The organism is Stenotrophomonas sp. YJH_SMC_138, from assembly GCF_059369855.1.
In genome coordinates, this window is the sequence record NZ_JCAFTB010000011.1 from 1 (window position 1) to 11,938 (window position 11,938).

Below are 11,938 nucleotides of genomic sequence, written 5' to 3' on the forward strand. Positions count from 1 at the left end.
CTCCCTGGTGAAATTAGCGCTGTGGAACCACCCGATCCCATCCCGAACTCGGAAGTGAAACGCAGCTGCGCCGATGGTAGTGTGGCTCAAGCCATGCGAGAGTAGGTCATCGCCAGGGTTTACACCCAAAACCCCGCTGCTTGCGCAGCGGGGTTTTTCTTTGTGCGCAGAACATGCGGGTAGTGCCGGCCGCCGGCCGGCACCGCCATAGCTGCACACCGGCCGGTAGATGCACGCCATGCGTGGATATTCTCCGCGGGCAGCCCCAGCGCCAACCAAGGTTGGCGACTACCGAGGGCATGCGGGCGCACAGTAGATCCACGCCGTGTGTGGATGCGGCGCCAGCCAGGGTTGGCCGCTCCCCAAGGCAGGTCCGGAAGCGGCCTCTTTTCCTGACCCATCACGCAAAAGCAGGCAAAAAAAACGGCGCCCTGCGGGCGCCGTCTTGACCGGGATGGAACTGCAGGCCCGGATCAGGCGGCCCGCGAGACCTCGTGCGGTTCCTGCTGGCGGAACACCGATACCGCCTCGGTAAGCGTACCCGCCTGCAATTGCAGCTCGCGTGCGGCCGCGGTGGCTTCCTCCACAAGCGCGGCATTCTGCTGCGTCGCCTGGTCCATCTGCACCACGGTCTGGTTGATCTGCTCGATGCCGACCGACTGCTCCTGCGAGGCCGCCGAGATCTCGTGCATCAGGTGGCTGACATTCTCAACGCCCCCGACAATGCCCTGCATCCGCTGGCCCGCATCGGCCACCAGCTGGGCGCCTTCGCCCACCTGGCGACCTGCCTCATCGATCAGCTTCTTGATTTCTTGAGCCGCAGCGGCGGAGCGCTGCGCCAGCACGCGCACCTCGCTGGCCACCACCGCGAAGCCACGGCCCTGCTCGCCGGCACGGGCGGCCTCCACTGCCGCGTTGAGCGCGAGGATATTGGTCTGGAAGGCGATGCCATCGATCACGCCAGTGATGTCGCCGATCCGCTTCGAGGCTCCCTCGATCGCCTGCATGGTGTCGACGACCCGCTGCATGGCGACGTTGCCGTCGCTGGCGGCGCTCTGGGTGGTGATCGCCAGCTGGCTCGCCTCGCGCGCATGGGCAGCGTTCTGGCGCACGGTGGCAGTCAGCTCTTCCATCGAAGCGGCGGTTTCCTGCAGGTGCGCTGCCTGGCGCTCGCTGCGCTCGGACAGCGCGCCATTGCCCGCAGCGATTTCGCTGGCAGCGGTGCTGATCGAGGACGCGCACTGCTGGATACGGCCCACCATGCGCGCCAGCTGGCCGGCGGTGGCGTTGGCATCGCGCTGGATCGCGGCAAAGGCGCCGTGATACTCGCCATGCATGCGTCGATCGAGATCGCCGCTGGCCAGCGCCGAGAGCATCTGCCGCACCTCGTCAACCGTACTGCCCAACGTATCCAGCAGCTGGTTGATGCCACCGGTGAGGCCATCGAGGAAGCTGGCACCTTCGGTTGCCTGCAGGCGCTGGTCGAGGTCGCCGGCGGCGGCGGCCGCGACGATGCCGGCGACGGCGTTCTCCAAGGCGAGCTCATGGGTACGGTCATGCCACTCCACGGCAAAGCCCAGGCGCACGCCCTGTGCGTCGAAGACCGGAGTAACCACCTGTGCGAAGTGCACCGGGCCGATCTGTACCTTGCCGTTGTGGCTGACCTGCAGGCCATTGAGGATGGCGCGGATCCGGTCCGGGTTGACGTGGAAGCGATGAATGCTGCTACCGACCAGGCGCTCGGCATCGAAATCGGGGAAGGCCTGGCGCAACGTTGCCTGCTGGTTGCGCAGCAGGGCCACCACCGAGCGGTTCACGTAGCGGATCACGTGATCGTTGTCGGCAATCATCATCGCGGTGCGCGAGGCATCGAGGGCCTGGCGGATCTGCGCGTTCTCGGCGTGTGCCTCCGCTTCGCGTCCACGCTGGGCCTGTACATGGCGTGCGGTGCCGGCCAGCGCATGGGCCAGCGAACCTGGTGCGTAGGCGGTGGTGTCAGCATGTGCACCAAGATCGGCGCCGGTGGCGATGTCGCGCGCCAGCGCGGCCAGCCGGCGGGGACCGTGGCCAAGTGCTTCGGTCTGCTGGCGGAGCCGCAGTGCGACCTGGCCAAGGAACAGGGTCAGGCCGGCCAGCATCGCGGCCTGCAGCAGCGCCGGCCCCACCGCAGCACCGGCCGGCAGCGGGGCCAGCAGTGCAAGCGTGCCGATGCTACCGGCCAGCCACACCGGCAGACGATCGCGATGGCCCAGCAGCACGCCCAGCAGCAGGGCGATCGGCAACGCCGGCGACAGGCCGGTGATCGCGGACAACAGGGCCAGCTGCAGCGCCACCAGGATTGCCAGGGCGTTGCGGGCGATGCCGCGGCCTGCCAGCGGACCGGCCAGCCACAAGGCGGGCAGCACAGCGCCCGCGGCCAACGCGGCGGCCACACCGTGCGGACCGCGCAGGGCCAGCACCAGCCCGGTCACGGCCAGTGCCGCGCTGCCGGTCAGCAGGCGGCGGTCAGCACCGCGGGCGAGCTGTTGCAGGTGCGACAGGCGGGCGGTATCGGGGGGACGGGCGGATGCAATGGACATCGGAGGCTCCTGGGTCAGCAGACGACAACGAGCACGCCGCAACGCACGCAGCAGGGCGTGACGAGGGCGGGTGCCGGGAATTCGAGGGATGCGGCGCGATCAGCGACGCGGAGACGGGACACCGCGGCCACATCCTGTGGGTGACGGTGCAGCAGAGCGGGCATGCGGACTTCCTTGCAGAACCAGACACATGCCGCAGGACCGACCGGGCCCGCGTGCAGCGGGCGCAGGGGCCCGCAACTGATGTATCGGCCGCAAACGCGCGGAGTGAAGCGCGCGGACGCCTGCGCTCAGCCGGCGTTGTCGTTGCTGAAGAAGTGCAGGATCACGCCTGCGATCTGTTCCGGATCTTCCATGTGCAGGTGATGGTTGCCGGGAAACACTGCCAGCCGGCCATCCCGCAGGTGCTGCAGGCGATCGCTGCGCATCGGCTCGGGATAATACGACTGCGCCGGCGTGGCATAGATCACCTGTGTCGGGCAGGCGATGGCCTGCAGCAGGTTGTCGATCTGGCCCTCGCTGAGGCGGATCGCGGTGGGCAGCATCAGGCGCGGATCGCTGCACCAGCGATACCCGCCTTCGACCGGTTCCACGCCGCGCTCGACCAGCAGTCGTGCGCACGGTTCGCTGAGCTGGTTGGTCATCATCCGTGCGCGGATCGGCGCGGCCAGGTCGGGGAACACGCGCAGCTGCTTGCGCGCCAACGCACGGGTGGCGTTCACATGCTCGCGCAGGCGATGGGCGGTCTCTTCTTCGGGGCCGCGCAGGCCGCCGAGAGCTTCGATCGCCACCAGGCGTTCGACGCGGTCGCTGACCGAGGCGGTGAGGCTGGCGATGCCGGCGCCCATCGAATGGCCGAGCAGGCTGAAGCGGTCCCAGCCCAGGGCGTCGGCCACATCAAGCACGTGGCAGATCGCGGCCGCCGTGGTGTAGCTGGCACCGGCCGGCAGGTGCGCGCTGTGGCCATGGCCGGGCAGGTCGATCGCCACCAGCTGCAGCGACGCCAGGTGCGGCGCCAGCGGCACGAAGCTGGCGGCATTGTCGAGCCAGCCATGCAGGGCCAGCACGCGCGGGCCGTCGCCGCTGTTGCGCAGGCCGGCGACGCGGGTGCCGCCCACCTCGAGTTCAAAGGGTTGCAGACTCATGCCAGCGAGGCCACGGCCAGTCGTGCCAGGGCGCGCGCGTGTTCCGGTTCGGCATTGAGGCAGGGGATGTAGCGCATCGTCGCGCCACGTTCGGCCAGCGTTTCGGTGAAGCCCATCGCGACTTCTTCCAGCGTTTCCAGGCAATCGGTGGCGAAGCCGGGGCAGACCACGTCGATCTGCTTCACACCGGATTCGGCCAACGCCCACAGGCTCGGCTCAGCGTAAGGCTGCAGCCAGCGCTCGCGGCCGAAGCGCGACTGGTAACCCATCTGCCAGTCGTCCTTGCCCAGGCCCAGCGCGTTGGCGATGGCCTGGGCGCTGGCCTCGCAGCGCTGCGGATACGGATCACCCGCGTCGGCCAGGCGCTGCGGAATGCCGTGGAAGGAGAACATCAGTTTCTGGCTGCGGCCGTGCTGTTCCCAGTAGCGGCGGATCGAGCCGGCAACGGCCTCGACCCAGCCCGGGTCGACCGAGTAGTCGCGTACCAGACTGACGGTCACGCCCGGGTTGCGCCGCTGCCAGGCGTCGACGCGGTCCTCGACCGAGGCGGTGGTGGTGGTGGAGTACTGCGGGTACAGCGGCAGCACCACGATGCGGCGTGCGCCTTCGCCGGCGAGACGGTCGAGCTCGTGGGCCAGGGCCGGTTCGCCATAGCGCATTGCGTGGCGCACTTTCAGGGTTGGCAGCAGGGCCTGCATCGCCTGCGCCAGCTGCCGGGTATGGACCATCAGCGGTGAGCCATCCGGCAGCCAGACCTGGGCGTACTTGGCCGCCGAACGGCTGCTGCGCAGCGGCAGGATCAGTCCGCGCAGCAGCGGCTGCCACAGCAGTGGCGGGATCGCGACCACGCGGCGGTCGGACAGGAATTCGGCCAAGTATCGGCGTACGGCGGGGGCCGTCGGCGTATCGGGCGTGCCTAGGTTGACCGCCAGCACGGCGGTATCGGGTGCGTCGAGCATGGGGTGCATTGTCGCCGATCCGGTGTCGCACCGGGATGCAGGGTTCGGATTGCTGGCATAGCGCGCATCTATGTGAGCGGGGAGCGCTCATTGGTGATTCATGACAACACTACTAATTTCAGTCACTTGCTATATCTTCCTATGGACTGACTTCTGGAGCCTGCCATGCGTCGCCCGATCCAAGCCCTGCTGATCGCCGCCAGCCTGCTGTCCAGCCAGGCCATGGCCGGACCGCAGGAAGACCAGCGCGCCCGCAATGCCGTGCGCGTGCTGGCGGAGATCCAGGAAATCCCTGAACAGGGAATTCCGGACAAGTTGCTCGACGAAGGCCGCGCGGTCATCGTCATTCCCGACACGATCAAGGCCGGCCTGGTCATTGGCGGTCGTCGCGGCCACGGGCTGATGTCGGTGCGCATGCCCAATGGCGCCTGGTCCAGCCCGGTATTCGTCAAGCTGACCGGTGGCAGCATCGGCTTCCAGGCCGGCGTGCAGTCTTCGGACGTGGTGCTGGTGTTCCGCAACGACCGCAGCCTGGACAACCTGGTCAATGGCAAGTTCACGCTTGGCGCCGATGCCGGCGTTGCCGCCGGTCCGGTCGGCCGCAATGCCGCCGCCGCCACCGACGGCCAGCTGAAGGCCGAGATCTGGTCGTGGTCGCGCGCGCGCGGCCTGTTCGCCGGTGTCGCGCTGGATGGCGCGGTGCTGCAGATCGACGATGCCGCCAATCTGGACGCCTACGGCAGCAACACCACGCCGCGCATGATCTTCGAAGGTCGCGCCGTCGGTTCGCCGTCGATGGACGTGGTCGCCTTCCGCGATCGCCTGGAAGAGGCCACCTACGCCGCCCGCAACAACCGCAACGGCAACGGTGGCAATGCACCGCGTCCGGCGCCGGCGCCGGCTGCCGCCCCCGTGTCTGTGCCCGTTCAGGCAGCACCGGCGGCCCCGGCCGAAGCCACCACCGCGCCGCTGCAGAACGTTCCGCAGAACCCGCCGCCGCAGCAGCAGGGCTTCCAGCCGGTCAATGACGGCGAAATCCGCACGGAAACGCTGGGCGGAAACTGACTTTCGTCACGCGCGCCGGCTAACACCCGGTGCGCTATGCTCGACAGCCTGATCACTAACGTAACGAGCGTCTTTATGGGCAGTTTCAGCATCTGGCATTGGTTGGTCGTGCTGGCCATCGTCCTGCTGGTGTTCGGCACCAAGCGCCTGACCAGTGGCGCCAAGGACCTCGGTTCGGCGGTCAAGGAATTCAAGAAGGGCATGCGCGACGACGACAAGCCGAACGCGCAGCTGGGCGACGAGTCGCGCAGCCAGGACGCCTCGCGCACCGCGCAGGACGAGCACGACCGCACCCCTCGCTGATCCGGAGCGGTCGCGGTGTTTGATATCGGCTTCAGCGAACTGCTGGTGATCGCCGTGGTCGCCCTGGTGGTGCTCGGTCCCGAGCGCCTGCCCAAGGCGGCCCGCTTTGCGGGCCTGTGGGTGCGTCGCGCCCGCAATCAATGGGATTCGGTGAAACAGGAACTGGAGCGCGAACTGCAGGCCGAGGAGATCAAGCGGCAGATGCAGGACGTGCGCCAGGGCATGCAGGACACCGAGAACCAGCTGCGTGCCCGCGGCGAAGCGATCCGTCGCGAAGCGCAGGAGGCGCAGCAGCAGGGCGATACGCTGGCGCAGGAGGTACGCGCACCGGCGCCTGCGGATCTGCCGCCGCATATGAGCGGCCTGACCCGTGCCGATGCACCGGTACAGGAGGGCGTCGCTCCCGAGCCGACGCCGGTGACACCCCCTGAAGCCGGTGCGCCGCCGCCGCCGCGCACGGAGCGCCAGCCATGAGTGAACAGGATTTCGGCGAGAGCTCGCTGGTCGAACATCTGGTGGAACTGCGCGGTCGCCTGGTGCGCGCATTGCTGGGCCTGGGCGTGGTGCTGCTGGCGCTGCTGCCGTTCACCCAGAAGCTGTACAACGCGTTGGCCGAGCCGCTGGTCTCGCAGCTGCCGAACGGGCAGACGATGATTGCCACCAATCCGGCCGGCGCCTTCTTCGCGCCGTTGAAGCTGACCTTCTTCGTTGCCCTGTTCGTGGCGGTGCCGTGGCTGCTGTACCAGCTGTGGGCCTTCGTCGCGCCCGGCCTGTATGCGCGCGAGAAGCGCCTGGCGGTGCCGCTGCTGGTGTCCTCGGTGCTGCTGTTCTACACCGGCTGTGCCTTTGCCTACTTCCTGGTGCTGCCGGCGGTGTTCCACTTCCTCACCACCTTCAGCCCGGACGTGATTGCGATCACCCCGGATGCAAATGCCTACCTGGATTTCGTGCTGGCGATCTTCTTCGCCTTCGGCGGCAGCTTCGAACTGCCGGTGGCGATGGTGATCCTGGTGCTGCTGGGCTGGGTGACGCCGCAGCAGTTCAAGGAAGGCCGCGGCTACGCGATCGTCGGCATCTTCGTGCTGGCGGCGGTGCTGACCCCGCCGGACGTGGTTTCGCAGCTGATGCTGGCGATCCCGATGTGCCTGCTCTATGAGCTGGGCATCCACGCCGCACGCTGGCTGGTGCCGTCGTCGGCAGTCAAGAAGCCCGCCGCCTGAAAGAAAAAAGGGGGCGGAGGGGATTAAGTCGTTTATGCCCAGTGTGTGCAGCTAACGACTTAATCCCCTCCGTCCCCTTTTTTCATCAGGCGTGGAAGATGTCGCTCGAGGTCGGCGTGGTCGGGATCGGCGGTGCGGCGCGGCTGCCACGGTGCACGAACATCTGCTTCCACGCGGCGTAGACCGCGCCGACATACAGCGGCATCAGCACCGTGGTCAGCACCAGCTGGGCGATGAAGGCGGCGGCCAGCGGGCCGCCGATCAGCATCGCGATCTGGATCACGATCACGAACAGGATGTAGATGCAGAACGCGGCGATCAGGCCGAGCACGGCGAACACGATCATTGCGCCGATGTTCTCGATGCAGCCCTGCAGGCTCAGGCGCAGCGCGTGCATGCCGCTCTGCTTGTCGAACACCACCAGCGCCGGCTGGGTGAACATTGCCAGCGACAGTGCGACCGCGCTCAGGAACACCAGCAGCATCCACAGTGCGATGCGCTTGGCCGGCAGGTTGGCCACCAGCGCCGCAGCATCGTCCGGCTTGATCTGCTGGCCACTGCGGCTGATCTCTTCCATCTTGGTCATGACCTCGCTGAAGGCGGTGAAGCCTTCGCGGCCGATCATCAGGAACAGCAGCGCGCCCAGCAGCAGCACCGCCAGCACCTGGATCGCCAGCGGCACCAGCAGGTGGCTGACGCGGTGGTCGCGGATCGGCTGCAGCAGGTGCGAGGCCAGGCCCGGGCGACCTTCGTCGATCTCACCCACGGCGTACAGCATGCCGCCGAACATGATCGGCGAGATGGCCAGGGTCATCAGCTGCACGGCCATGCCGGCGGCGCCGGGAATCAGCGTCGACAACAGGGTGACCACCCAGCTCACCAGCAGCCAGGTCAGACCGATCCGGGCCAGCTGCAGCGGCGCACGCCGATACAGCGAGAACGTATCCAGCAACCACTGGGCGCCCGCCGAGGCCGGCAGCTTGCGAATCTCTTTCATGGACATCCGGGAAGGACAGGAGGGGCCGGGCGCTTGCCCGTGCCGCCGATTATCCCTGTTTTGCCGCCGGCTGGGCTGAAGACAGCCGCGCCTGGCGAACGAAGCGGCGCAGCAGCTGGCGCGCCAGCGGTGCGGCGCTGACCGCGCGCTCGATGCTGCGGGCACAGCCGCCATGGCGGCCGATGCAGTCGGCGCGGGCACGCACGTAGCCGCGCATGTGGTGGGTGGCGAACTCGGGGTGGAACTGCACGCCCCAGGCCTGGCGCCCCCAGCGGAAGGCATGGCAGCCATCCAGCGGCGAGCGTGCCAGTACTTCGGCACCGTCAGGCGCGCGCAACACGGTCTGCAGGTGGGTGGCGTGGGCGGCGAAGTGCTGCGGCAGGCCCTGGAACAGCGGGTCCTGCGCGGCCTGCGGCTGCAGCTCCAGTTCGATCGTGCCCGACTCGCGCCCGGCCGGGTTGTAGGCCACCTCGCCACCCAGCGCGTGCGCCAGCAGCTGGTGCCCGTAGCAGATACCGAACACGGGCAAGTCGTCGTGGGCGGCCTGGCGCAGCCATGCGGCACTGCGCTCACTCCATTCGGCGTGGTCGGTGACGAAGGCGGCCGAGCCGGTCACCAGCACGCCGGCGAAGGCATGCGGGTCGGGCAGGGCATCCCCGTGTTCGACATCGACCACCACCGTCTCGTGCTCTTCCAGCCCGGCGGCCACCCGGATCCAGTGCGGGAAGCGCCCGTAGCGGCGCAGCGACGGCACCGGGCGGCCGGTTTCAAGGATCAGGAACGGGGCTGGGTTCATCCGGGGGCGGCAGGACTGACAGGACTTCCTCGATTGTAGTCAGCCCCTGCGCCACCTTTTCAAGCCCGGCCTGGCGCAGGGTTCGCAGCCCTTCAGCCCGCGCGGCACGGGTGAAACCGGCCAGATCCATGTCGGCGCGGATCTGCCCACGCAGCCGCGAGCCCAATGGCAGCAACTCATACAGGCCGATGCGGCCGAGGAATCCGGTGCGCCGGCACTCTAGGCAACCAACCGGCCGACAGGGCGTGGCGGCATCTGGATATGCAGCTTGGCTATCAGCCAGCACCGCCCAGTCGGCAGCACCAAGGGTGTGCGGCTGCTTGCAGTGCGGGCACAGGGTGCGCACCAGGCGCTGGGCGAGGATGCCGTTGAGGGTGCTGGCCAGCAGGTAGTGCGGCACGCCCAGGTCGAGCAGGCGGGTGACCGCCGACGGCGCGTCGTTGGTATGCAGCGTGGACAGCACCAGATGGCCGGTCAGCGAGGCCTGCACCGCCATCTGCGCGGTTTCCAGATCGCGGATCTCGCCGATCATGATGATGTCCGGGTCCTGCCGCAGCAGGGTGCGCACGCCGCTGGCGAAGTCCAGGTCGATGTTGGCCTGCACCTGCATCTGGTTGAACTCGGGCGCGATCATCTCGATCGGGTCCTCCACGGTGCACACGTTCACGTCCGGCGTGGCCAGCCGCTTCAGCGTGGAATACAGGGTGGTGGTCTTGCCTGAGCCGGTCGGGCCGGTGACCAGCACGATGCCGTGCGGGCGTTCGACCAGTGCATTCCAGCCGGCGGCCTCCTGCGGGCTGAAACCCAGCTGGTCGATGCTCTTGAAGGCGGCATCCGGGTCGAAGATGCGCATCACGCACTTCTCGCCGAAGGCGGTGGGCATGGTCGACAGGCGCATCTCGACCTCGCGGCCGCCCGGCGAGCGGGTCTTGATGCGGCCGTCCTGCGGGCGCCGGCGTTCGGCCAGGTCCATGCGGCCGAGCACCTTGATGCGGCTGACCACGGCGGTCATCACCGCCGGTGGCACCTCGAAGACCTTGTGCAGCACGCCATCGATGCGAAAGCGCATGCGCCCCATCTCGCGGCGCGGTTCCAGGTGGATGTCCGAGGCGCGCTGTTCGTAGGCATATTGCAGCAGCCAGTCGACGATGTGCACGATGTGCTGGTCGTCGGCATTGACGTCGCCGGTACGGCCCAGCTCGACCAGCTGCTCGAAGCTGGGCAGGGTGGTGCTGGCTTCGCCGCGGACATCGCCGCGCGCGCCACGCACCGAGCGGGTCACCCCGTAGAACTCCATGGTGTAGCGGTGCAGGTCGAGCGGATTGACCACCGCCAGCTCGATGCTGCGGCGGGTCAGGTGCTGCAGGTCGCGGCGCCACTCCTGCACCAGCGGCTCGCTGGTGGCCACCAGCACCCGTTCGGCATCCACCGCCAGCGGCAGGAAGCGGTGGCGGCGGGCGTAGGCATGGGAGACCAGCGCGGTGACCGCAGCGACGTCGACCCGGGTCGGATCGATGCGCAGGTAGCGGCTGCCGGTGCGCCGGGCCAGCCATTCGGTCAGGCGTTCCAGGGTCAGTTCGCCACCGTCGCGGGCGGCCAGCTTGAGGTTGGACAGCAACACCAGCGGGTGCACTTCACTGGCGTTGCGCGCGCCCTGTGCGGAAAACCGCATGCGCTCGACGTCGTGCTCGGCCACCAGGCCATCGGCCAGCAGCGCTGCGCAGACCTGTTCGAAATGCAGGCGGCCCCACGGCAGCGGGATGTCGCCTGGCTCGCCGGGCGTGCCCACCGGCAGCCGATGTTCCATCTGCCTGCTCCTCCCGGGTACGGAATGCCCCGCAGGTCGGCCGTTATACTAACGCACCCCCTTGCCGGCCAAGACTCGTACGCATGTCCGCGACCCCGACCGTTCCGATCACCTTCCAGGGCCTGATCCAGACCCTGAACCAGTTCTGGGCCCAGCAGGGCTGCGTGCTCATCCAGCCGCTCGACCTGGAGGTGGGCGCCGGTACCTTCCATCCGGCCACCTTCCTGCGTGCGATCGGTCCGGAACGCTGGAACGCGGCCTACGTGCAGCCCTCGCGCCGCCCGACCGACGGCCGCTATGGCGAGAACCCGAACCGCCTGCAGCGCTACTACCAGTACCAGGTGGCGATGAAGCCGGCGCCGGACAACATCCAGCAGCTGTACCTGGATTCGCTGAAGGCGCTGGGCATCGACCCGCTGGTGCACGACCTGCGTTTCGTCGAGGACAACTGGGAATCGCCGACGCTGGGCGCCTGGGGCCTGGGCTGGGAAGTCTGGCTCAACGGCATGGAAGTGACCCAGTTCACCTACTTCCAGCAGGCCGGTGGCCTGGAGTGCCGCCCGGTGCTGGGCGAGATCACCTACGGTCTCGAACGCCTGTGCATGTACCTGCAGAACTGCGACAACGTCTACGACCTGGTCTGGACCTACGGCCCGGACGGGCAACCGGTGACCTATGGCGACGTCTACCACCAGAACGAAGTCGAGCAGAGCACCTACAACTTCGAATACGCCGACGTGGACGAAATGTTCCACCGCTTCGATGCCTGCGAGCGTGAAGCGCAGAAGCTGGTCGAGGCGGGCCTGCCGCTGCCGGCCTACGAGCAGGTGATGAAGGCCAGCCACACCTTCAACCTGCTCGATGCACGCCGCGCGATCAGCGTGACCGAGCGCCAGCGCTACATCCTGCGCGTGCGCGCGCTGGCCCAGGCGGTGGCCAAGGCGTACTACGAGCAGCGCGAGAAGCTGGGCTTCCCGGGCGCGAAGAAGGCCTGACGGGCCGTCGGCACCCACCCGCTTTTCATCAACTACCCGGGGCGCCGGACGCGTCGCGCGCTGCGCCCCCAC

General features: G+C 68.1%; 11 protein-coding genes and 1 rRNA gene. 6 read left to right on the forward strand and 6 right to left on the reverse strand.

What is annotated here, in order from left to right:
• The first annotated feature begins 3 nt into the window (after positions 1-3).
• A 5S ribosomal RNA gene (gene rrf, locus AC5P7I_RS18965) occupies positions 4-118 on the forward strand.
• 355 nt (positions 119-473) lie between these two features.
• Here rrf and AC5P7I_RS18970 read toward each other — a convergent pair.
• The 3 genes from AC5P7I_RS18970 to hemH form a co-directional block, all read right to left on the reverse strand.
• Positions 474-2,579 carry a methyl-accepting chemotaxis protein gene (locus tag AC5P7I_RS18970; protein WP_262087739.1) on the reverse strand — a complete coding sequence of 702 codons (2,106 nt, stop codon included), beginning with the start codon at positions 2,577-2,579 and terminating at the stop codon, positions 474-476.
• 290 nt (positions 2,580-2,869) lie between these two features.
• Positions 2,870-3,724 carry an alpha/beta fold hydrolase gene (locus AC5P7I_RS18975; RefSeq protein ID WP_032957858.1) on the reverse strand — a complete coding sequence of 285 codons (855 nt, stop codon included), beginning with the start codon at positions 3,722-3,724 and terminating at the stop codon, positions 2,870-2,872.
• A complete protein-coding gene (hemH, locus tag AC5P7I_RS18980) occupies positions 3,721-4,683 on the reverse strand; it encodes a ferrochelatase (RefSeq protein WP_032957857.1) in 963 nt (320 codons plus the stop codon). The genes AC5P7I_RS18975 and hemH overlap by 4 nt, the downstream gene beginning before the upstream one ends.
• A gap of 165 nt (positions 4,684-4,848) precedes the next feature.
• On the opposite strand from hemH, the gene AC5P7I_RS18985 reads away from it, so the two are divergent.
• From AC5P7I_RS18985 to tatC, 4 genes are all read left to right on the forward strand, one after another.
• Positions 4,849-5,748 (forward strand): lipid-binding SYLF domain-containing protein, encoded by a 900-nt coding sequence (locus AC5P7I_RS18985; RefSeq protein WP_111205393.1) that lies wholly within the window; start codon positions 4,849-4,851, stop codon positions 5,746-5,748.
• 75 nt (positions 5,749-5,823) lie between these two features.
• Entirely contained in the window at positions 5,824-6,051 is a 228-nt protein-coding gene (gene tatA / locus AC5P7I_RS18990) for a Sec-independent protein translocase subunit TatA (protein ID WP_014648907.1), read from the forward strand.
• A 15-nt stretch (positions 6,052-6,066) separates the two neighbouring features.
• The gene (gene tatB / locus AC5P7I_RS18995; protein ID WP_126411540.1) at positions 6,067-6,525 is read left to right on the forward strand and encodes a Sec-independent protein translocase protein TatB; all 459 of its coding nucleotides are present in this window, start codon (positions 6,067-6,069) and stop codon (positions 6,523-6,525) included.
• Positions 6,522-7,271: a twin-arginine translocase subunit TatC gene (tatC, locus tag AC5P7I_RS19000; protein ID WP_005420449.1), complete on the forward strand. Its 750-nt coding sequence runs from the start codon at positions 6,522-6,524 to the stop codon at positions 7,269-7,271. The genes tatB and tatC overlap by 4 nt, the downstream gene beginning before the upstream one ends.
• An 85-nt stretch (positions 7,272-7,356) precedes the next feature.
• On the opposite strand, the gene AC5P7I_RS19005 is transcribed toward tatC, so the two are convergent.
• The 3 genes from AC5P7I_RS19005 to AC5P7I_RS19015 are packed head-to-tail and all read right to left on the reverse strand — an operon-like array spanning position 7,357 to position 10,871.
• On the reverse strand, positions 7,357-8,268 hold the full coding sequence (locus AC5P7I_RS19005; RefSeq protein WP_014648905.1) for a BPSS1780 family membrane protein: 912 nt from the start codon (positions 8,266-8,268) through the stop codon (positions 7,357-7,359).
• A 49-nt stretch (positions 8,269-8,317) separates the two neighbouring features.
• Entirely contained in the window at positions 8,318-9,064 is a 747-nt protein-coding gene (locus AC5P7I_RS19010) for a glutamine amidotransferase (RefSeq protein WP_014648904.1), read from the reverse strand.
• Complete coding sequence (locus AC5P7I_RS19015; protein WP_014648903.1) at positions 9,036-10,871, reverse strand: GspE/PulE family protein; 1,836 nt, start codon at positions 10,869-10,871, stop codon at positions 9,036-9,038. Before AC5P7I_RS19015 ends, AC5P7I_RS19010 begins: the two co-directional genes overlap by 29 nt.
• Positions 10,872-10,954: 83 nt before the next feature.
• On the opposite strand from AC5P7I_RS19015, the gene glyQ reads away from it, so the two are divergent.
• Positions 10,955-11,866 (forward strand): glycine--tRNA ligase subunit alpha, encoded by a 912-nt coding sequence (gene glyQ, locus AC5P7I_RS19020; protein WP_169411258.1) that lies wholly within the window; start codon positions 10,955-10,957, stop codon positions 11,864-11,866.
• Positions 11,867-11,938 lie beyond the last annotated feature (72 nt).

What these genes read in the sequence shown, in the direction of transcription:
- AC5P7I_RS18985 (WP_111205393.1), top strand. Translation starts at nt 4,849, where the DNA reads ATGCGTCGCCCGATCCAAGCCCTGCTGATCGCCGCCAGCCTGCTGTCC.
- tatC (WP_005420449.1), top strand. Translation starts at nt 6,522, where the DNA reads ATGAGTGAACAGGATTTCGGCGAGAGCTCGCTGGTCGAACATCTGGTG.
- AC5P7I_RS18970 (WP_262087739.1), bottom strand. Translation starts at nt 2,579, where the DNA reads ATGTCCATTGCATCCGCCCGTCCCCCCGATACCGCCCGCCTGTCGCAC.
- tatA (WP_014648907.1), top strand. Translation starts at nt 5,824, where the DNA reads ATGGGCAGTTTCAGCATCTGGCATTGGTTGGTCGTGCTGGCCATCGTC.
- AC5P7I_RS19015 (WP_014648903.1), bottom strand. Translation starts at nt 10,871, where the DNA reads ATGGAACATCGGCTGCCGGTGGGCACGCCCGGCGAGCCAGGCGACATC.
- hemH (WP_032957857.1), bottom strand. Translation starts at nt 4,683, where the DNA reads ATGCTCGACGCACCCGATACCGCCGTGCTGGCGGTCAACCTAGGCACG.
- glyQ (WP_169411258.1), top strand. Translation starts at nt 10,955, where the DNA reads ATGTCCGCGACCCCGACCGTTCCGATCACCTTCCAGGGCCTGATCCAG.
- AC5P7I_RS19010 (WP_014648904.1), bottom strand. Translation starts at nt 9,064, where the DNA reads ATGAACCCAGCCCCGTTCCTGATCCTTGAAACCGGCCGCCCGGTGCCG.
- AC5P7I_RS19005 (WP_014648905.1), bottom strand. Translation starts at nt 8,268, where the DNA reads ATGAAAGAGATTCGCAAGCTGCCGGCCTCGGCGGGCGCCCAGTGGTTG.
- AC5P7I_RS18975 (WP_032957858.1), bottom strand. Translation starts at nt 3,724, where the DNA reads ATGAGTCTGCAACCCTTTGAACTCGAGGTGGGCGGCACCCGCGTCGCC.